The sequence below is a fragment of the Abyssisolibacter fermentans genome, assembly GCF_001559865.1.
GTDB lineage: Bacteria > Bacillota > Clostridia > Tissierellales > MCWD3 > Abyssisolibacter > Abyssisolibacter fermentans.
Genome location: NZ_LOHE01000092.1, coordinates 16,549 through 36,784 on the forward strand (window position 1 = coordinate 16,549; position 20,236 = coordinate 36,784).

Consider the following 20,236-nt stretch of genomic DNA (forward strand, 5'->3'; position numbering starts at 1 on the left):
CAGATAAGTATAACTTATTTTACTAATTCACTTCCAATTCTTTGAGCCTCAATCAATATGTCTTGCCTTTTAGTAATATCAACTTTATCTGTATTCGATAATAAAATATTGTAGCTATATTTAGTATTAATTGATTTAAAAAACAAATCTACAACGGGCACACAAGCATCAAATTGTCCTTTTGTATATGGTGCACCTCCAACTGCTACAAAAACACCCTGTCTCTGCTTATTTGCATCAATAACTGATTTATTTAATACATACTTACTAGACCAAAACATCTGACATCTATCAATCATTGCTTTAACATATGTGCTTACTGTATTAAAATAAACCGGTGAACCCAATATAATAATATCACTTTCATCAAAATCTTTATACAAATTTTGCATATCATCATCTATAATACATGAACCTTCATTTTCGCAATAACCACATGCTGTACATGGAGTTATTTTCAAATCTTTTAAATTTACCTTTTTTACTATAATATCTTTCTCTAGTAATCCTTCTACTATTCTATCTACTATTTTTTCAGTGTTTTTATTTCTCCTTGGACTACCTACAATTGCTAATGCTTTTTTCACTCTATCACTCCTACAACCTAATAACTTTACTCTGCCTACTCCTACTCCTTCGTTGCTTTTTAAATCTTTCAAAAAGCTACTAGTAAAACTAGTAGCTTGTCTTCAAATGTTTAAATATTTTTGTTAATGAAAATATGATTGACGAGTATATCGGTATTATAACAATTCCTGATAATATTCTTCCTGGTAAAAATATTAAAAATCCTTTATTAAACATAATAGATAACCATAGCGTATTTAACCCAAGTGAAATAATCATATACGTTATAGTAACTATAAATAATATCTTATCCATAGTATAAATTTTATTAACAGCCTTATTATTTTTATTAACCATTATTGGTAAAGCAATAAAAGCACATAAAATCAAGCTAAACATTATTAGATAAATTAGAGAAAGTTCTTTATCATATAAAAATAGTTGACCTGCTGAAAGCTTTAAGACATTCCTTTCAAACATAATATAAATAACTCCAAATACTAAAAATAACATACTACCTATGTTAATATAAAGAAAATTGAACCTAATTTTCTTTTTAATTATCATAGTGTATATTAATCCTGGAATTATTCCGTATAATGCTGCGCTTAGTGTAAACCCTGGAAAATAAGTGCCTTGAGGATTCACCATACAACCTACTAAATCTGCAACTATACCTGTTAATCCTCCAGCAAATGGTCCAAATAAAATTCCAGAAATAATAATAGGAATACTACCAATACCAATTCTTAATGCTGGTAATCCAGCCAAAGGTACAATAACAGAAAAAAATCTGGTTAATATAATACTTAATCCTGTTAACAAACTAGCTACTACTAAAACCTTTGTTGTCATAGCCTTGTGAGAGCTTGCAGCTTCCATTTATCCATCCTCCCTTTCTTAGAATTTGACCCCTACTGTTATTCGTAAGAAAGGAAATCTCTCCTCGTAAACAGCGGCAGCAACAAGAAACCGCAGGAATAAATCCTTTCGTTTAAGGGCAACCTCCCATCCCTTAACACTTAACGCTTCTTGTCTACTCTGTCAAACTAATAAATATTTTATACTACTTTACTTGTAATGTAAATAGTATTATTTATATTTTATTAATGAACCTTCTACTCATTTTAGTAATATGAAACTCACTACTTATTTTCATTCCTAGGAGTAAGTGATTTACATAAAATCACAGATTTTAGCTTCCAATATTTAAGTTCACCGTTCATTATATTCACCCTTATGAAAAAATCTAAATCTTTGAATCTTTCTCGATAACATTACTATAATTGATAATATACCTAATAAATATAGTATAATTGATGCTACTCTATAATAAAGACTATAAGGGGTAATATTTCCCATCCAACTAATAATAATCCCTGTTAAAAAATATGTGAAAATCTTTTTGCTAGAAGACACAACACTTAATCTTTTTTTCTTTACTTCTTTTTTGGAATCCTCAATTATATCCAATATTGTTTTTTGAATATATTTTATATTAGGGTACATATTAGCTTTACTATATAAATCTAATATTTCATCTTTATTAATTAATTGTACATTAACAGTGTCTCCAATTCTTTTAACTAGAGTATCTACTTCCTTAAGAAAAAAAGATGTCGTAAACACTATACCACTGTTAATATTATGTTTTCTTAAAAATATAAAAAAACTTTTCAAGTCTTTTAGCGATACCTTATAATCTTCTTTTAGCTGAAAAATTTTTATCCCAATTTTTTTTCTATTATATATTCCTATCATATCTATTTCATTTTCATACATAACGGTTAATTCTGTTATTCCACTCTTTTCGAAAACATCTTTCATAAAATTAGAAAATTCGTAAGGTGATTTATTTGTCAGTTCTTTTATTATTTCATTAAGAGCTACTTTTTCGTTAATTATTTTAATTTTTTTTATTCTTTGTTGTCTTTTAAAATAAAATAACACAATAAAAACAATGAAAATAATAACAACTGATATAGTAATGCTAATTAATAAACTTTTAGTGATTATCGCAAAATATATAAAAGATATCAAAAATAACGTAAATAGAACAACAAAATAATCTACTATATCAGATATCATAGTTTTGTCTTGATTATTGTAGCTTCTATAGTATTTTTTTAGCTTCTGTTTTCTAGAAAATTCATTACACATTTTTACTATTGATTTTTTATTCATCATTACCATCATCCTAATTAATAAATTTTATTAGGATTATTAGCAAAATAAATCATTTTATACTTTTAAGCTCTCTTTTTTCCTGAAAAAAATTTATTATAGCTACAATCATTAATACTAAAACAAGTTCTAATGCAAAAATTAAACCTATTTTTATAGCCAAGCTCTCAAAAAATTCTAATGGATACATATTTATCAATATATCTGTTTTAACATCTAAAAGCCATAAATCATTATCAAATAATATTAGATGAAAATAAGTAAACCATTTATTAAAATCCAGCGTAATGAATATAGTTAAAGTAATTAAAAGTAAAAATAACCATCCTTCAGAAAATATAATTATTTTAAGTATTCCTTTTTTATTAACCTTTACTAGATAAATAATGCTAGTTAAAGCAACAAGTAAAAGTAATTTTCTAATTGTTAATCCTTTTTTCACCAATTGTCTTACATCTGATAAATGTATTTGCTCTTTTTGATTAAACATTGTCTTCATGTTTCCATCTATATTTACTTTAAAATCTATATTATCTTGCTTTTCTACTAAATAGTTTAACATTTGAGCAGTTACTAACATTAGTTCTTTTTCATGAATTCCAGTAGCCTTTACAATATCATACTCTTGATATTTAGCTTTATAAAAATCTAAATCATTAAAAGCTACTATCCAAACAGCATTTAATAATAAAAAAACTGGTAAAGCTATTATTAAAAGAACTTTCATAAATTTGTACATTATATCAGCACCTTTTCTGTAGTAATAGATTACTAATATCATTTTACCACAAATTTTTAATTGTGTTGATTATTTTTGATTTTAAGATTAGAAAAAACCCAGTAAACTGGGTTTAAGCCATTGCTCTTTCAAGTTTGTCTAAATGCTGAATAGGAAACATTCTTAGTAATTCTTTGAATTGTTCTACACTTAAGCCTCTTGTAGTTGTATAAATTTTTATTTTTTCATCTAACCCTGCAGTTTTAAACCTATTCTTTATTTCTTCAAAATTTGGGTTGTTATCCATAGTTACACTCCTTATATTTTTTTATACATAGGAAATTAAAATTATAAAAATATAATTCCCCATTATGTTGAATGCAAAACAACAAAATCAAATATTTTATTCTTCTACAGTTAATAGTATAAAAAAATCATACAAAAAATATACAATATTTATGTTTTTAATTCTTCTTTATTTTTTATTATCAACTAAATTAAAATTTTTTTATCATTTGTTTTTGTTATAAAATTTAATATATAACTAGCATTTTCTATATATATCGCACTTATGTAACATTATGTATGATAAATCATATTATATATTAGATAAATTTATTCACTTTACCTTTGATATCTGATTTTCCATAATTTGTAACATTGCGTTTATCAATAATTCTCTGTAAATATAATTAAGTTGGATATCATAAATAACATGTTATTACATGTATATTTCTCTTTAAGGAGGTTTATTATGCGTAAAAAAAATGTTAGTCCTTTAACAGAAGTGATAGAAGAACCTACACCCGATACTGACATGTCACACGATAGCTGTTTTGGTGGATATTGGTTATTATTCTTATTAGTAATTATCATATTAGTATGCTTCTTCTGTGGAGGATGGGGCGGTTGTGGCGGCTGTTATTAACAGTTCCCTATTCCCAATATAAAGTTATTTATCTAAAAAACAAAACACCTTGAATATTCTCAAGGTGTTTTTGGATTTACTTTTCATTACAATCCATAATAAGTAAGTTAGGAGTTTATTTATATAATATTGTCTTAATGATCTTCTCCACAATCATCATGATGATCATGATTATTACATACTTCTCCACTTGAAACAATGTTGCCTTTTATAAATTCTTCAACTATCTCATCTGCATTTCCTGCGGCTCCAGTTAAAACTTCTATATTATTATGTCTAAATAACTCTTGAGCTTTTGATCCCATTCCACCAGCTATAACTACATTTATTCCATGTTGACCTAAAAGTCTAGGAAGTAATCCTGGTTGATGTTCTGGGCTTTTCAAATATTCCTTACTAGCAACCTTATTATTTTCAATTACGTAAATATTAAAACCTTCACAATATCCAAAATGTGCAGATAATTGCTGTCCTTCAACTGGTATTGCAACTTTCATTTTTATTTCCTCCTTATATATTATTATATTTTTTTAAATTTTCCCATATACTATATATCTCTGTAGCCGCAACACTATTTTCATATGTGACTACAGGTTTTCCCTCTTTAACTGCTTTACTAACACATTTATCAAATGGAACTTTACCTAATATAATAAAATTTTTCATCTTACAATATTCTTCTATTTTAGTTGTCATATCATTATTTAAATCGCATTTATTAATAACAACTAATCCTTTAATATTGAAATACTCTACTAATTCCATTACTCTTTTTAAATCTTCAAGACCAGATTGAGTTGGTTCTGTCACTACAACTGCTGCTTCACATCCCGTTAAAGATGCTATTACAACACATCCAATACCTGGTGATCCATCAATTAATATGTCATTACAATCAGTGATTTTTTGTAATTCTTTTCTTACTTCTGATACTACTTTACCAGCTCCATCAGCACCTATTGTTAAGCGAGCATGTGAAAAATAGCCTTTTTCAGTTTCATCAAGATAAATCGTACCTGTTTCATCATCAATTAACTTTATTGCTGATGTCGGACACACAAATTCGCAAACTCCACAACCTTCACAACTTAATTCATTTATCATTATGCTATCATCAATAGCAGAAAATCTACAATTTTCTTTACATTTATAACAAGATATACATTTCTCTTTGTCTATTGAAGCAATTTTACCACCTATATATTTTTTCTTGTGTATATTCTTGCCTTTAAGCATTATATCAAGATTAGGAGTCTCTACATCGCAATCAGCAATTCCAATATTCTTTGATAAATACACTAATGAGGATGTTAATGTAGTTTTACCACTTCCACCTTTACCACTTATAACAACGATTTGATTCATATTATTAACTCCTTTTTAAGTTCATAAATAATATCATTCATATGCTCATTAAAACTTTCATCAACATCTACAAGTAGTTCTCCCTTTGAATATTTTTTAGCTATATCTTTCGAAAATGGCACCTTACCTAATAGCGTGTGGGTATTATCAGTACAATAATCCTCAATTATATTATCATCATCATTAGATTTATTAATTACTATACCAAAAGGTATTTTTAGCTTATCTAATAAATCAACAGTTATCTTTAAATCATTTAATCCAAATTTAGTCGGTTCAGTTACTAATATGCAATAATCTGCATTTTCAACAGTCTTTATAACACTACATGAACTACCCGGAGAACAATCTAAAATGTTTATTGAGCTTTCTTTTATATGTTTCTTTAAGGCTTTAATAACGGGTACTCCCATTGGTTCACCAACATTTACCACACCACGATATACTGGTAAATTATCAATCAAACCTTTTTCTATGACACCAATTGTTCTTTTTTCTTCACTTATAGCTCCAGCCGAACATACTAATTTGCATAATCCGCAACTATGACAAATTTTCTCAAACACTAGCATCTTATTATTAGCAATAGCTAAAGCATTAAAATTACATTTTTCAACACATTCTCCACAGTAAGAACACAACAAATCATTTACTCTTGGTACTAAAACTTCAACATCATTAACACTACTGATTTCAGGCTTGAAGAAAATAAAACCATTCGGTTCTTCTACATCAAAATCAAAATATTGTACATTATGTCCTAGTTTACTTAACTTGTAAGATAAATTTGTAGAAATTGTAGTCTTACCAGTTCCACCTTTACCACTTAACACAGCAATATTCATTCTATCATCTACTCCCTATGATAAAGAACTTAATTGTCCTTTTTTAAGCATTTCAATATTGTCTTTAACAGAATCTGCACCCTTTTTGTATACTTTTAGATCTGTCTCTTGTATGATTTTCTTTGCATTAGGACCTAATCTCCCTGTTACCAAAGCATCAACTTTTAAATCCCCAACTTGTTGTGCTGCAGCAATTCCAGCACCATGTTCTGATTTTGGTCCTTCATTTACATGAGATTCTACTTCGTCTGTCTCTGTATCAACAACTACAAAATATGGACATCTACCGAAATGCTCATCCATTGTAGCATCTACCCCATTACCTTCACTTGTAAAACATACTCTCATACTATTCGCTCTCCTTTATATTTTCTAAAACCTTTTTACCTAAATCGCCAAACTCTTTAAACTCTGGTGAAAAATCTTCTATACATCCAGTGTCGCATAAACTAGTAAATTCTGAATTTATAGGTAATTGCGATAATAATTTAATGTTCAGTTCTCTTGAAATCCTTTCTGCTTTGCTTTTACCATATAAGAAAATTTTCTTACCACAATCTGGGCATACTGTGTAACTCATATTCTCAACCATTCCTAAGATTGATATATTCATTTTCTTACCCATATGTATTGATTTTTCAACAATTAAATTTACTAAATCCTGTGGCGACGTTACTATAATCATTGAATTTAATGGAATACTTTGCATAACAGTTAATGTAACATCAGCTGTTCCTGGTGGTAAATCAATAACTAAATAATCTAATTCTCCCCATTCAGTATCATTATAAAATTGACTTACTGCATTTGATATCAAAGGTCCTCTCCAAATTACTGGCTTATTTTTTTCTTCAAGTAGTAAATTTAATGACATAACTTTTATTCCTGTTTTAGTCTCAACAGGTTGAATTTTTCCATCTATTACTGTTGCTCTTTCGTTATCGAGACCAAATATTTTTGGTATACTTGGACCAGTTATATCTGCATCCATGATACCAACCTTTTTGCCTTCTCTTCTAAGGTTAACTGCCAATAAACTACTTACAAATGATTTACCAACACCACCTTTTCCACTCATTACTGCAATTATATTCTTTATCATAATTATCCTCCTTCATGCCATTTATGGCATATGCTATTTTTATTATACGACTTTTTTATTCTTTTGCCAAGCTTTAAGTGATTTTTTAACTAAAATAGTAAGATTCTATATAACTTTTTATGTAAAATCTATATATTAGTATAATATTTATTAAAATCATAAAATTATTCTCTAGTCTGAAGTTAGTTTCTTTAATAATGTATCTATATCTTCGTCTTTAGAAATCTTGAATTCTCCAAACATTAATCTTTTTTCAAGATTTCTTTTATGTATAATTTGATTAAATTCTTTGATATCCTTAATTATCCCTATTTCATAAAGTCTAGCTATTATACTGTCACTAGATTCACCCTTTTTAACAACAAAAGTTATATACTCTTTTTTATCATTACTATCGTTTTGTTGTTCATTATTACCATTTTTGGCATTTTCATTCTTCTCAATTCTATTTTCTTGACTTTTATCATCTATATTAGTACTTTCATTTTGAGAATCCGATGTGCTATTTTCCCGAACTTCATTATTTTTTGTAGCTTCTCTAAGTTTTTTTACTAGAAGTTCATTTGCTTTTTGCAATACATCCTCTTCTGAATATCCACTTACCACTTCTTTTTTCTGATTGAAATGATAACATGTACTAACTATAATAACACCTAAACTAAGCCCTAATAAGAAAAAAGAAAGATATTTCCATTTTTCTCTTTTCAAGTTTCATCTCTCCTTGTTATATAATATATGGTACATTTATATTTTACCATGCGGTTAAAGTTTTACAATACCTGATTCTGAATTAAAAAATCTTCCTCATAATAAGGAAGATAATATTTTATAAAAACTATACAAAAAAGTGCTTATCTTTTCATGAAAATAATAGAAACTTTAGCAGTACTAACTATCATATTATCAATAATATCTTATTTAGAATTACCATAAGAAAATGTGCTGATATACCCGCTGCCAAACCACCTACAAGATGACTAGTTATAGCTTTTGAAATTAAACCTCTATATCCTAATGAATCTAACATAGCAACATGTGTGCTCAAAAATCCACTCCAACACATTCCCATAGCTGTAAAAACTGCAATATCATTGCCAGCAATTAAATTATTTTTTAAAAATGTTGGAATTAAACTTAATGATGCTCCTACTGCCCCTAGAGCAGTTATAGGAAACGCTATTGCTTCTGGACTTGTAAAACCAAATAAGGGTTTTAATATTGGTGATATATATTCACCTAACCTAGGTAATAATCTTACACCTTCGAAAGCTTCTCCTTGGTAACCTATAGTAGGATCAGCTGGACCAAATGTAAACATCATTATAGCTGTACATATAACTAAAACACCAGGTATTATACTCAATCCAATATCTACTCCTAACTTCCCACCCTCTAAAAAAGATGTAAGAAATCTTTCAAAAAAAGTACCATCACTAGCTTTTAAAGTAGTATCTATACCTTCTATTGTATTTCTAGGTATTTCACTCTTATATCCACTTTTAAATGCTCTATTTGTTTTTCTGGACATAAGTCTAACGCTAACTATACTACCTATAAAGGCTCCTATATTTCCTATCATAGCCTCTTTAAAAAAACCTTTTCCTATCATGAAAGTAGTTACTATAAGTCCCATTCCAAATGCAGTACCAATATTACATAAACAAGGTACTTCATTATCTTTAAAATAACTTAAATATTCCTCATCTTTTGCTAAGGATATGATAGCTGGATTATCTGATAAATAAGTTGTTATTATACCCATAAAAGCAACTCCAGGTAAATTAAATATAGGTCTCATTATACGAGAGAAAATTTTATTTAAAATCCTTACCAATCCAAATTCAGTTGCTAATTTGCCAAACGCTCCTGCTAAAACAGCTATAGCCATAATATATAAAACAGTTTCTACTAATAAACTATATGCTGTAGCCATAATAGTTGAAAACATTTTACTAATACCCATTATACTACCAACATAGCCAAAGAAAAATACCATAATTCCTAAAAAAAGCGTTGTATCAATATAAGACTTGATTTTTTTACTTTTTAATACTGTCCCATTCATAAAAACCCTCCTATGCTACGTCTTATGTGCTATAAATACTTATAAAATCAAATTTGTTTATAAATTGTACTGATAAACAAATTTATAGGTTAAAATAACAATAAAGGCTTTCAATACTTCAACCCAAATTTTTCATAGAATAGATTTTAGTTTTCTACTCATGATTTGTATAATATCGATAATCAGGGTTTAAAACTAATATTAGGAATTTACCATTTTGTAATTTTAACATTTTTAGTAGAATAATGAAACTCAAATAATCTCATTTACCATCTATAATTATAAGGTATTACACCTAGTTAATGCAATATTAAGAATTTTAATTATTTTTCATATTTTAAAAAAATTTGAAATGTTTAAGATTTGTGTATTTTAGTGGGTTACAGTTAATAAAAGCTTTATTATACTATAATAAATGTTACTTTTTATTAACTTCTATCACTCTAATTACTTGTTCTATTATTTCTAGGCTATTTAATATTTAATAAACTCCTACTCACTTCGTTCCAAGGAGTAAGTGATTTACACCAAATCGAGATTTGGGTTCTCTACTTATGAGTAAGCGACTCACATAAAATCATAGATTTGAGTTCTCTGCTTTCTTAATCTTTGCCTTATACAATTTTAATATTGACTACTTTTTAGTTTTTACTTTTTTATTTCTCTTTTTATTAATCTTTCAAGCTGTAACTCCTACTCACTTGTTCCTAGGAGTAAGCGACTCACACCAAATCATAGATTTGGGTTCGCTGCTTAAATATAAAAAAAAATACCCTGTTTCTATAAAAAAACAGGATATTTTATAGGCATTATTTACGAGAGTAGAATTCAACAATAAGCTGATCTTCTATTTCTACTGGTATACTTTCTCTTTCAGGAATTCTTACTAGCTTAGCACTATATCCATCAACATCTTTTTCGACATAATCTAAAGCGAATCCACCTTCTGCAAAGTTATCTGCAAACATTTGGTTCTTTCTAGATTTTTCTCTTAAGCTAATAACATCTCCTGGTTTAACAGCATAAGAAGGAATATCAACTTTGCTACCATTTACAAGCATATGTCCATGAGTTACCATCTGACGAGCTTGACGTATAGAATTTCCAAATCCTGCTCTATAAACAAGACTATCTAATCTACACTCTAAGCTTTGAATTAAAACTTCACCAGTGATACCTTCAGCTTTAGCTGCTTTTTCAACATATCTTCTAAATTGCTTTTCAAGCACTTCGTAATATCCTCTTAGTCTTTGTTTTTCCAAAAGCTGTAAACCATAGCTCGATAATTTTCTATCTCCCCTGCTAGTTCCTTTACCAGCACGTTTCATTGCCTTTGGATGACCACACACGTTTAAGCCAAGTCTTCTACATTGCTTAAAACGAGGTCCTTTCATTCTTGCCATATTAACTACCTCCGTATTCAAATACTTGCCGCGGTATTTTCTATGCCTAAAAGAGATTATATCATAACAACAATATTTTGTAAATGATAAAACTTTGAGTATTTTAGTTAATTTCCAATGTTTTTCAAAGAAACTCTAGTTAAGAAATATCCTTATTTATAAAGTATTATTTACAAATTTAACTTTTCTAATAACAATTACTTTACTTAACCCAAATTATTCATAATTTCTTCTATGGCTTCTTTCCTTTTACGAGTTTCTTCTTTATCAATTATTATTCTATTAGAAGACATTATCAATACGTCACCTTCATTGCAGTTTGATGGCAACTTTTTTTTATCTATATTTATGTATTTATAATCTTCAGTCTCTACTACAGCATAATTCTCTTCGAATCTATCGACTATACCCTTCATTTTTCCTCCTATTTATAGCATTTACTACAAGCTTTGTATCCATTTTGCTTGGCTTCTTTTTCTGAATTAAATTTCATTTGATTGTCTTCCTTTGGTAAATGCTTAGCATTTTGTTTATGATAAATCTTTGAATTTTTATTTCCTATAACTTTTTGAACTTGTATATCATTATTATTCTGAGTATTATTATCTTTACCTTCTTGTAATTTATTATTTACATACAATTTATCTCCATCTGTAAAAACAGTAATATTCCCTAATAAATCAGTTCTGTAAATTTCAGCCCCACTATTCTTTATCCTATCTAATGCTTCTTTATGAGGATGACCATAGTCATTGCCTTTACCACATGATATAACTGCTATCTGTGGTCTTACTGCTCTTAAAAAATTACTATTACTTGATGTTCTTCCTCCGTGATGACCAACTTTCAATACATCAGCTTTAAGATCGTAGTTTTTACTAACCATTTCATCCTCTGAATCTTTTTCTGCATCACCTGTAAAAATAAAAGAAACATTTTTATATTCAAGTTTTGTAACTACTGAATATTCATTTGTTTCATCATATTTGTTTGAGTTAGGTGCAATTATATTATAGCTTAAACCGTCATCTTCATATATGATATTACCACCTTTAGCTGTAATTGTTTCTATATTTTTTTCCTTAATTTCATTCATCATACTCATGAATATCTTTGTTGTTGCTGGCTTATTAGGTATATAAATCTTTGAAACATTGAAGTTATGTATAATCTTTGGTAAGCCTCCTATGTGATCTTCATGTGGATGTGTAGCTATTAAATAATCTATATTTTTTATATTATTGTTCTTTAGATAATTAATAAGCATATCACCGTCATCCCTATTTCCTCCATCTATCAAAGATACTTTCGAATTGGGCATTTTTATTAATATACTATCAGCCTGTCCAACATCTATAAAATGAACCTCTAAGCCACCACTTAATAAACTTGTTACATCAGCTACTACCTCTTTTTCACCAGTGTTTACATTACCTTGGCATCCACATAAAACCAAAATCAAAACTACTAATAAACTAATTATTCTGCTAATCTTATATTTTGTCATTTTGTCCCTCCTATGATGATTATGTCCGAGAACATAAGTTCGACTTCTATTATAGCATATATTTTATATTTATATACATGATTCTTTATGCCTATTTATTGTTTGTTCATTAATTTCTTTTTTATGTAAATATGAATTTTATTTTAGCTCCTTAAAAGTCTTTATTATTTCTTTTAATTTTTTAACATTTTTTTCTTCTTCAACTTCTGATATAATAATCGCTATATAAAAAGCTTTTTCAGTTTCAATATATGTAATATTAGCTTTTGAAACTACATCATCTTGACCTGCTATAATTTCATTTGATTTTGCAACCTTTATGCCGTCTATTGCAACATTAACTAAATCTGATGTTTATTTTTTATTATTAATTCTCATTTTTTTCTCCTTTTGCATTTTAAACCCAGATTATTCATAGAAAATTAAATATATTTTATAAATGAACCTCATTCTTCTGATTCAGAAACTTCAGCGTTATATGAATAATCAGAGTTGAATTTTCAGCTATATAATTACAACACAAATACGGCTCATTTTGATATATGCCTAATAGCATAAAAAAAACTCCTTTCTAGTTTTATTTGTTACTCATCACCAGAAAGAAGCTTATGTTTTCATTATAAAAAACGAGTTCTATTTCCCCTATTATTTAATTCATGTAATCTCTATCTTAATTTTTACTTATATAAATTTATTCTATACTTTTTGGTTTCCTTCTCATAAATATATATACCCCTGTTTCACCTTCCTGTTTAAAGCCACACCTTTCGTACCAACCACGTGCAAAGTTATAATACTCCACATGAAGACTCAATGGTACTTTCATTTCTTCAGATTCTCTAATCAGATTATTCAAAATTTGAGTACCTATACCCTTATTACGAAACTCTTTTAGGAATGCTATATCAATAATTCTCATATCATCCTTTCGTCTATTAACATATAATCTTCCTATTGGTTCCTTGTTGTACAAAATTATATTAAATACTCCACTCTTATAATTAGCCATATACTGAATATGTTGCATATTAAACTGTTTCTGTAAGAACTCCTCACGTTCTTTATAGTCCCATGAGGCTATACCTATCTCATCAACTCGAGTTGATCTATATATTTCGTATAAAATCCCAATATCCTCATCTACTATTGGACGAAAGCTTATTTTAGCTAGATTATTCATCTTATTCTTCCTCTTCTATTATTAAACAGTTTCATTATCTATAAGCTTAGAAATTATAACATCATAATAGATACTATCTTCTTTGTGCATATATGGACTAATAAAAAGCTTAAACAATCCCATTTCATCATGTTCAAAAGTATAGGTATTGTCATTTAATATATTTTCATCAGTACCTTTAAATATCAAAGATATTGTTTCGACTACAGCTGTCTTTTTCTCTACTACTTTTACCAACTCTAGTTCTACACTCTCTCCATTCTCTGTGTTGACGCAAAATTTTGTATTTATATTTTCATCAAAAACCGCTTTTGTCATATTCTTTAACATTTATCCAGCTCCTTCTCTAAATTATTGTAATCATTCTAAATATTAGGCATATGGAAAAATAAACAAGTCAAATTGAAACGTGATTTTGATTATTTTCTAGGCACTTAATTACGCGTATACTCACTGTATATAAGTGATTGAGTAACAACGAAAATATTCAAAAGAACGAGTAAAATAACTAGGTTATTTTTTGAATGTGCCTTATTAAGATCTTTGTGGATAAATCCCATCTAGTGCAATAATATAGTTAATAGTCAAATAAGGAATCATATTACTGAATGGACGATTTCCACCAGTGTTGCCTGTTGTTCCTACTAAAACCCCTCCATCATTTGACATATCCACTCTATTTGTATTTTTACTATAGGAACGAACCTCAATAGCAGGTCTACTTTTAGTTTGAGAATAAGCAAATATTGCATCCGTTGGGTCTGTTAAATTTGCCTTTCCTGTAGATGCATTAAGACTAACTTTTTTACTATCAAATGTATGTTTATGAGCTGGTAAATTTTGTGCATTCAATGTAATATATTCACTACCTGCTTTTTCCCCGTGAGCTCTAGGTATTAACCCTTTCCCATTTCCTGATCCAACAAGGCACCTTTTTCTTAAATCTGGTAATCCAAAAGTATTTACACCATCTCCTCCATACACCTTCCCTAACAATGAAAAAAGAGCGTCATTTTGGTAAATATCTAAAAGTTGCCCCTCACATTTTGCCCAATTTACAGGAGCAAAATCAAAACCTACTCCCTTTATTTCTCCGATAAATGGTTCTGACATAAAATTCCCCCTTATTTTTTATTTATATCAAGTTCTTGATGGATAAATCCCATCCAGTGAAATAATATAGCTTATAGCTAAGTAAGGCATCATATTATCAAATGCATGACTCCCACCAGTATTGCTAATTGTACCTTCTACCGTACCACCATCTTCTGACATCTTAACAATACTTGTTGTATCTTTTGTATAAAATTTTACATCAACAGAATGCACTCCCTCTGTATTAGCTTTAGCAAATATCGCATCTGTTGGATCACATAAATCAGCTGCATCCAAATTAGCATTAAGTTTAACTCTTGCACCATCAAACGTATGATTATGAACTGGTAAATTTTCATTATATAATATATTTTGTTCATGCCCTGATTTTTTCCCTTGCACTCTGGATGTTAACCCCCAACCTTCTCCAGCTCCAATAAGACACCTTCCTCTTAAATCTGGTAATTGAAAGTTTACTTGACCATCTCCTCCATACATAGTCCTTAATAATGCATAAAGATTCTGATTTTGATTTATGCTCAAAAACTGTCCCTCACATTTTGCCCATCCTAGTGGAGCAAAATTAAAACCTACTGACCTTATTTCTCCTATAAATGGTTCTGACATAAAATTCCCCCCTATTTTTTAAGTTGTATCAATATCTTTGTGGAAAAACTCCATTTAGTGCAATAATATAGCTTATTACCAAGTAAGGCATCATATTATCAAATGGTTGTACTTGATTCTCGCCAGTGTTGCTTGTTGTACCTTCTACAGTTCCACCATTTTCTGACATCATAACAGTACTTGTTGTATTTTTAGTATAGGAATATACTCCTTGTGGCGTATCTTGTTTGGTTTGCGAATGCGCAAATACGGCGTCTGTTGAATCACATAAATTAGCTGCCCCAGAATATGCTTTTAGTTTAACTCTTGAACTATCGAACGTATGGTTGTGAGATGGTAAATATTGATGATTTAATATTGTATATTCATAACCTTCACGTTCTCCTAATCTATACCCTCCAACAGGACACCTTCCTCTTAAATCTGGTAAATTGAACCTTACTCGATCATCTCCTCCATAGTATGCCCTAATTAATGCATAAAGAGCTGGATTTTGACTAATATAAATTTCTTGACCTTCGCATTTTGCCCAATTTACTGGAGCAAAATCAAAACCTACTGCCTTTATTTCTCCGATAAACGGTTCTGACATAAAAATTCCCCCTTGTTTTTATTTTTAAAAAAGGATTTCCTCTTTCAAGTATAAACTTATTCCCTTTTTTATTTATAAGAAAGTGGAAACCCTTTTTAAATCATCTTGAAGATACTTACTTCCTGAAATTTTGTGGTAATGCCCAAATAAATCAGATGAAAACTTTAGGTGTAATAATTATCTAAATAAGTTATATTTCACTCTTTACTCTTCTGTATATGAATTATAAATATTACAGATATCCTTTTCTGTTAATGCTCGACTAAATATTATTACATCATCAATATATCCTTTCCAGAAATAATCATCAACACCAGACCAACCACCTAGATACCAATTATCGTTAAAGTTTTCAATACTAATTGGGTTACCATTAACGTCAACTTTTTTGTCTGATTCTCTTAATACATTATCAATATACATTTTAAGATAAGTTCCATCCCATACATAAACAACATGATACCATACGTTATTTTCTATTTCTGATACTTCAATTAAATATGTGGCATGTACTGAACCTCGTATCTTTCCTTCTCCCTCATAAAAAACACTTACATAACCATCCGCATAATCTATTAAAGGATCAAATTGTTCCATACCCGCTTCAATTTTCATCCATAGACTAATTGAAAGCTCATTAACTGTTGGCGAGTAATTTGTAGATGTATACAATTCACTACTGCCATCTAAATAATAACTATTAGTACCTTCTTTAGAATCTCCATCGAAACTATGTGTTCCTGAAGATGTCAAGTCATAATTTCCTGTTTCTTCATCATAATTGCCATTCAGCTTCCATCTCATCACGTAATCATCTGGAACTCTAGCCATTGTTATTGTATATTCTGATATACTTTTATTTTCTGCTGTTACTTCTATTACCATTATCTCTGTTACAACTGTTGTTGCTTGATCTACTACCGCATTTCCTCCTGTGCTATCTAATATTTCTACACTTGCATCTGCTGATATTGTTAATCCTGATTTGAAATCTGATACTGTTTCATCATATGGTACAGCAATTACGTTTCCACTATCTAGATAACCAATTGTTGTAGATAGTATTGATTTTTCTGCACTTAGTACCTTCATGGTTATTGTGTATTCTGCTTTGCTTTTATCCTCTGCTGTTACTTCTATTACCATTGCTGCTGTTACTTCTGTTGTTGCTTGGTTTGATACTGAACTTCCTCCTGCTCCATCTAATATTTCTACACTTGCATAAGCAGATACTGTTAACGCTGATTTCAATTCACTTACCTTTGTTTCATGTGGTACATTTATTATGTTTCCATTATCTAAGTTTCCTATATTGGTAGCTGTTATTGCTTTTTCTGTACTTAATACTTTCATTGTTATTGTATATTCTGCTTTGCTTTTATCCTCTGCTGTTACTTCTATTACCATCGTCGCTGTTACATCTGTGTCAGCTTGGTCTGTTACTACATTTCCTCCTGCCCCGTCTAATATTTCTACACTTGCATACGCTGATATTGTTAATGCTGATTTCAATTCACTTACCTTTGTTTCATGTGGTACATTTATTATGTTTCCATTATCTAAGCTTCCTATATTTGTAGCTATTATTGCTTTTTCTGTACTTAGTACTTTCATGGTTATTGTATATTCTGCTGCGCTTTTATCCTCTGCTGTTATTTCTATTACCATTGCTGCTGTTACATCAGTATTTACTTGATCTGTTACTGCACTTCCTCCTGCTCCATCTAATATTTCTACACTTGCATACGCTGATATTGTTAACGCTGATTTCAATTCACTTACCTTTGTTTCATGTGGTACATTTATTATATTTCCATTATCTAAGCTTCCTATATTTGTAGCTATTATTGCTTTTTCTGTACTTAGTACTTTCATTGTTATTGTATATTCTGCTTTGCTTGTATCTTCTGCTGTTACTTGTATTCTCATTGTCGCTGTTACATTAGTTGTTGCTTGATCTGCTACTGCATTTCCTCCTGCTCCATCTAATATTTCTACACTTGCATCTGCTGATACTGTTAATGCTGATTTTAATTCACTTACTTTTGTTTCATGTGGTACATTTATTATGTTTCCATTATCTAAGCTTCCTATATTTGTAGCTATTATTGCTTTTTCTTTACTTAGTACTTTCATGGTTATTGTATATTCTGCTGTGCTTTTATCTTCTGCTGTTACTTGTATTCTCATTGTCGCTGTTACATTAGTTGTTGCTTGATCTGCTACTGCATTTCCTCCTGCTCCATCTAATATTTCTACACTTGCATCTGCTGATACTGTTAATGCTGATTTTAATTCACTTACTTTTGTTTCATGTGGTACATTTATTATGTTACCATTATCTAAGCTTCCTATATTTGTAGCTGTTATTGCTTTTTCTGTACTTAGTACTTTCATTGTTATTGTATATTCTGCTTTGCTTCCATTTTCTGCTGTTACTTCTATTGCCATCGTCTCTGTTACATCTGTATTTGCTTGATCTGCTACTACATTTCCTCCTGCTCCATCTAATATTTCTACACTTGCATCTGCTGATACTGTTAATGCTGATTTTAATTCACTTACTTTTGTCCCATGTGGTACATCTATTATGTTTCCATTATCTAAGCTTCCTATTGTTGTTGCTGTTATTACTTTTTCACTGCTTTTTGAGTTATTTCCACTGCTACTACCTTTTGAACGTGTTCTTTTTTCTTTTACTCCGCTTCCATCTACTCCTCTAGCTACTTGTTTTTCTTTTACTTCTTGTTCTATCGTAACTCCATCAGATTTTAATATTACTTTTCTAATTTCTCCCTGTCCTGTTATATTAGCTTTTGCGTTAAATTCAATTTGACCTACTACCGAACCTTCTTCTACGTATATACTAGTACCTTCAGAACCTTCTTTTACTGTTGTTTTACCAATTTTTTCTTTTCCTGATATTTTTATTGCCATTGTTGATTCTACAATAATTTCTCCAAATATACCGTCAAGCTCTACTTCAAATTCAATATCAAGGATTTCATCTGCGCCCAATAGCGTTATAATTGTATCTTCAAAGTCACCTTCCAATTTACCAGATGTTTGCTGATTAAGCTTTTCTATTATACTATTTTTAGATATTACTCTTATTTTTCCACCTTTTTTATATACAATAACTTCACCTAATTGACTGTCACTTATTGTTATCGAATTTTTTCCTCCACCATTTATGATTGTCTTTCCTTGTACTGTTACATTTTCTAAATCTACATCTCCATCCCCTATTCCTGCTGCTAATACTAAGTCTCCTTCTATGACTGTATTCATAAGCACTACATTTTCTGTATTAATGGTCAGATTCCCTTCTACTGTTCTTGATTCTTCTTTTTGTCCATATGTTCCAGCTACACTTATCATTTCTCCGACAATTTGATCTAGCATTACAACTGTCTCTGCCCTTGTGATGTTACCCAATGGTTTTAATTTACCATCTGGATAGCCATTCATATAGCCACTTCCAACTACTACATCCATATAAGCTTTGCTCCACTGTGAAATTGTAGCCTTATCCGAAAATTTCTCTATTTCAGCTAATTCTTCTGATGACTTAAGTTGAAGGATATTTGCTAATATGGCACATACCTCTTGCCTTGTTAATTTAACATTTGGTAAAAGTTCATCTTCTGTATACCAAGACATATATCCATTTTCTCTTGCGATGGCTGCTTCTTCAAAGTACCAGTCGTTCTCTTTTACATCAATATAATTTTCTTCTGATGTTTTATAATATCCATAGATTCTGTTTAGTAATGTTATGAATTCTATCTTTGTTATGTTTCCATTAGGCTTAAAGGTTTTATCCAAATATCCATCTATTAAATTATTGTCTATCCATTTTGATATTGTCTCCTCTGCCCAATGATTTGATATGTCTGTAAATCCCTCTGATTTTCCTATGTTCTCCTGTCCAAATCCTACAATCGTCATATTAAACAGCAAAAATATCACCAATATGATTGATAGTGCTTTTTTCAATATTCCCTCACTCCTTAAATTAATTGATAGAACCTCTTTTAAGTCATCGACCACCACTT

Annotated in this window: 22 protein-coding genes and 1 riboswitch; of the genes, 1 reads left to right on the plus strand and 21 read right to left on the minus strand. The window is 29.5% G+C overall.

All coding sequences use genetic code 11. The features are described 5' to 3' along the window. Nucleotides 1-14: 14 nt before the first annotated feature. The 5 genes from AYC61_RS18395 to AYC61_RS21750 form a co-directional block, all read right to left on the minus strand. The gene (locus AYC61_RS18395; protein ID WP_242866842.1) at nucleotides 15-659 is read right to left on the minus strand and encodes a flavodoxin family protein; all 645 of its coding nucleotides are present in this window, start codon (nucleotides 657-659) and stop codon (nucleotides 15-17) included. A 16-nt stretch (nucleotides 660-675) separates the two neighbouring features. Continuing rightward, nucleotides 676-1,449, minus strand: coding sequence for a folate family ECF transporter S component (locus tag AYC61_RS18400; RefSeq protein WP_066506510.1), 774 nt, complete (start codon nucleotides 1,447-1,449; stop codon nucleotides 676-678). Between the two features lie 69 nt (nucleotides 1,450-1,518). Then, nucleotides 1,519-1,613, minus strand: a riboswitch (THF riboswitch). Nucleotides 1,614-1,782: 169 nt separating this feature from the next. Next, nucleotides 1,783-2,754 (minus strand): restriction endonuclease, encoded by a 972-nt coding sequence (locus AYC61_RS18405; protein WP_066506514.1) that lies wholly within the window; start codon nucleotides 2,752-2,754, stop codon nucleotides 1,783-1,785. 49 nt (nucleotides 2,755-2,803) lie between these two features. After that, nucleotides 2,804-3,478 (minus strand): TIGR01906 family membrane protein, encoded by a 675-nt coding sequence (locus AYC61_RS18410; RefSeq protein WP_162265486.1) that lies wholly within the window; start codon nucleotides 3,476-3,478, stop codon nucleotides 2,804-2,806. A 124-nt stretch (nucleotides 3,479-3,602) separates the two neighbouring features. Beyond that, on the minus strand, nucleotides 3,603-3,776 hold the full coding sequence (locus AYC61_RS21750) for a hypothetical protein (protein WP_202906876.1): 174 nt from the start codon (nucleotides 3,774-3,776) through the stop codon (nucleotides 3,603-3,605). A gap of 447 nt (nucleotides 3,777-4,223) precedes the next feature. Between AYC61_RS21750 and AYC61_RS21460 the strand changes: the two genes are divergently transcribed. After that, nucleotides 4,224-4,397, plus strand: coding sequence for a hypothetical protein (locus AYC61_RS21460; protein WP_156456525.1), 174 nt, complete (start codon nucleotides 4,224-4,226; stop codon nucleotides 4,395-4,397). 134 nt (nucleotides 4,398-4,531) lie between these two features. On the opposite strand, the gene AYC61_RS18415 is transcribed toward AYC61_RS21460, so the two are convergent. The 16 genes from AYC61_RS18415 to AYC61_RS18490 form a co-directional block, all read right to left on the minus strand. Next, complete coding sequence (locus tag AYC61_RS18415; RefSeq protein ID WP_066506520.1) at nucleotides 4,532-4,894, minus strand: NifB/NifX family molybdenum-iron cluster-binding protein; 363 nt, start codon at nucleotides 4,892-4,894, stop codon at nucleotides 4,532-4,534. 13 nt (nucleotides 4,895-4,907) lie between these two features. After that, entirely contained in the window at nucleotides 4,908-5,762 is an 855-nt protein-coding gene (locus AYC61_RS18420) for an ATP-binding protein (protein ID WP_066506525.1), read from the minus strand. After that, nucleotides 5,759-6,607, minus strand: coding sequence for a nucleotide-binding protein (locus AYC61_RS18425; RefSeq protein ID WP_066506526.1), 849 nt, complete (start codon nucleotides 6,605-6,607; stop codon nucleotides 5,759-5,761). Before AYC61_RS18425 ends, AYC61_RS18420 begins: the two co-directional genes overlap by 4 nt. A gap of 15 nt (nucleotides 6,608-6,622) precedes the next feature. Beyond that, nucleotides 6,623-6,955, minus strand: a complete 333-nt coding sequence (locus AYC61_RS18430; RefSeq protein WP_066506527.1) for a NifB/NifX family molybdenum-iron cluster-binding protein — start codon at nucleotides 6,953-6,955, stop codon at nucleotides 6,623-6,625. Nucleotide 6,956: 1 nt separating this feature from the next. Beyond that, nucleotides 6,957-7,709, minus strand: a complete 753-nt coding sequence (locus AYC61_RS18435) for an Mrp/NBP35 family ATP-binding protein (protein ID WP_066506528.1) — start codon at nucleotides 7,707-7,709, stop codon at nucleotides 6,957-6,959. A 171-nt stretch (nucleotides 7,710-7,880) separates the two neighbouring features. Next, nucleotides 7,881-8,417, minus strand: coding sequence for a hypothetical protein (locus tag AYC61_RS18440; RefSeq protein ID WP_066506535.1), 537 nt, complete (start codon nucleotides 8,415-8,417; stop codon nucleotides 7,881-7,883). A 187-nt stretch (nucleotides 8,418-8,604) separates the two neighbouring features. After that, entirely contained in the window at nucleotides 8,605-9,774 is a 1,170-nt protein-coding gene (locus AYC61_RS18445) for a CD0519/CD1768 family membrane protein (protein ID WP_066506537.1), read from the minus strand. 809 nt (nucleotides 9,775-10,583) lie between these two features. After that, nucleotides 10,584-11,177, minus strand: coding sequence for a 30S ribosomal protein S4 (gene rpsD / locus AYC61_RS18450; protein ID WP_066506539.1), 594 nt, complete (start codon nucleotides 11,175-11,177; stop codon nucleotides 10,584-10,586). A 206-nt stretch (nucleotides 11,178-11,383) separates the two neighbouring features. Then, the gene (locus AYC61_RS18455; RefSeq protein WP_066506543.1) at nucleotides 11,384-11,593 is read right to left on the minus strand and encodes a DUF3006 domain-containing protein; all 210 of its coding nucleotides are present in this window, start codon (nucleotides 11,591-11,593) and stop codon (nucleotides 11,384-11,386) included. An 8-nt stretch (nucleotides 11,594-11,601) separates the two neighbouring features. After that, the gene (locus AYC61_RS18460; RefSeq protein WP_066506546.1) at nucleotides 11,602-12,684 is read right to left on the minus strand and encodes a ComEC/Rec2 family competence protein; all 1,083 of its coding nucleotides are present in this window, start codon (nucleotides 12,682-12,684) and stop codon (nucleotides 11,602-11,604) included. 691 nt (nucleotides 12,685-13,375) lie between these two features. Next, on the minus strand, nucleotides 13,376-13,864 hold the full coding sequence (locus AYC61_RS18465; RefSeq protein ID WP_066506555.1) for a GNAT family N-acetyltransferase: 489 nt from the start codon (nucleotides 13,862-13,864) through the stop codon (nucleotides 13,376-13,378). A gap of 21 nt (nucleotides 13,865-13,885) precedes the next feature. Then, the gene (locus tag AYC61_RS18470) at nucleotides 13,886-14,194 is read right to left on the minus strand and encodes a DUF6916 family protein (protein WP_066506556.1); all 309 of its coding nucleotides are present in this window, start codon (nucleotides 14,192-14,194) and stop codon (nucleotides 13,886-13,888) included. 204 nt (nucleotides 14,195-14,398) lie between these two features. Further along, nucleotides 14,399-14,977, minus strand: coding sequence for a phage tail protein (locus AYC61_RS18475; RefSeq protein ID WP_066506558.1), 579 nt, complete (start codon nucleotides 14,975-14,977; stop codon nucleotides 14,399-14,401). A 27-nt stretch (nucleotides 14,978-15,004) separates the two neighbouring features. Then, on the minus strand, nucleotides 15,005-15,586 hold the full coding sequence (locus AYC61_RS18480; protein ID WP_066506560.1) for a phage tail protein: 582 nt from the start codon (nucleotides 15,584-15,586) through the stop codon (nucleotides 15,005-15,007). Nucleotides 15,587-15,614: 28 nt separating this feature from the next. Further along, complete coding sequence (locus AYC61_RS18485; protein ID WP_066506562.1) at nucleotides 15,615-16,178, minus strand: phage tail protein; 564 nt, start codon at nucleotides 16,176-16,178, stop codon at nucleotides 15,615-15,617. A 204-nt stretch (nucleotides 16,179-16,382) separates the two neighbouring features. After that, nucleotides 16,383-20,177 carry an S-layer homology domain-containing protein gene (locus AYC61_RS18490; protein WP_066506564.1) on the minus strand — a complete coding sequence of 1,265 codons (3,795 nt, stop codon included), beginning with the start codon at nucleotides 20,175-20,177 and terminating at the stop codon, nucleotides 16,383-16,385. Nucleotides 20,178-20,236 lie beyond the last annotated feature (59 nt).

Coding starts and splice junctions, on each gene's coding strand:
- AYC61_RS18400 (WP_066506510.1), bottom strand. CDS start 1,449: ATGGAAGCTGCAAGCTCTCACAAGGCTATGACAACAAAGGTTTTAGTA.
- AYC61_RS18405 (WP_066506514.1), bottom strand. CDS start 2,754: ATGATGAATAAAAAATCAATAGTAAAAATGTGTAATGAATTTTCTAGA.
- AYC61_RS18410 (WP_162265486.1), bottom strand. CDS start 3,478: ATGAAAGTTCTTTTAATAATAGCTTTACCAGTTTTTTTATTATTAAAT.
- AYC61_RS21750 (WP_202906876.1), bottom strand. CDS start 3,776: ATGGATAACAACCCAAATTTTGAAGAAATAAAGAATAGGTTTAAAACT.
- AYC61_RS21460 (WP_156456525.1), top strand. CDS start 4,224: ATGCGTAAAAAAAATGTTAGTCCTTTAACAGAAGTGATAGAAGAACCT.
- AYC61_RS18415 (WP_066506520.1), bottom strand. CDS start 4,894: ATGAAAGTTGCAATACCAGTTGAAGGACAGCAATTATCTGCACATTTT.
- AYC61_RS18420 (WP_066506525.1), bottom strand. CDS start 5,762: ATGAATCAAATCGTTGTTATAAGTGGTAAAGGTGGAAGTGGTAAAACT.
- AYC61_RS18425 (WP_066506526.1), bottom strand. CDS start 6,607: ATGAATATTGCTGTGTTAAGTGGTAAAGGTGGAACTGGTAAGACTACA.
- AYC61_RS18430 (WP_066506527.1), bottom strand. CDS start 6,955: ATGAGAGTATGTTTTACAAGTGAAGGTAATGGGGTAGATGCTACAATG.
- AYC61_RS18435 (WP_066506528.1), bottom strand. CDS start 7,709: ATGATAAAGAATATAATTGCAGTAATGAGTGGAAAAGGTGGTGTTGGT.
- AYC61_RS18445 (WP_066506537.1), bottom strand. CDS start 9,774: ATGAATGGGACAGTATTAAAAAGTAAAAAAATCAAGTCTTATATTGAT.
- rpsD (WP_066506539.1), bottom strand. CDS start 11,177: ATGGCAAGAATGAAAGGACCTCGTTTTAAGCAATGTAGAAGACTTGGC.
- AYC61_RS18455 (WP_066506543.1), bottom strand. CDS start 11,593: ATGAAGGGTATAGTCGATAGATTCGAAGAGAATTATGCTGTAGTAGAG.
- AYC61_RS18460 (WP_066506546.1), bottom strand. CDS start 12,684: ATGACAAAATATAAGATTAGCAGAATAATTAGTTTATTAGTAGTTTTG.
- AYC61_RS18465 (WP_066506555.1), bottom strand. CDS start 13,864: ATGAATAATCTAGCTAAAATAAGCTTTCGTCCAATAGTAGATGAGGAT.
- AYC61_RS18470 (WP_066506556.1), bottom strand. CDS start 14,194: ATGTTAAAGAATATGACAAAAGCGGTTTTTGATGAAAATATAAATACA.
- AYC61_RS18475 (WP_066506558.1), bottom strand. CDS start 14,977: ATGTCAGAACCATTTATCGGAGAAATAAAGGGAGTAGGTTTTGATTTT.
- AYC61_RS18480 (WP_066506560.1), bottom strand. CDS start 15,586: ATGTCAGAACCATTTATAGGAGAAATAAGGTCAGTAGGTTTTAATTTT.
- AYC61_RS18485 (WP_066506562.1), bottom strand. CDS start 16,178: ATGTCAGAACCGTTTATCGGAGAAATAAAGGCAGTAGGTTTTGATTTT.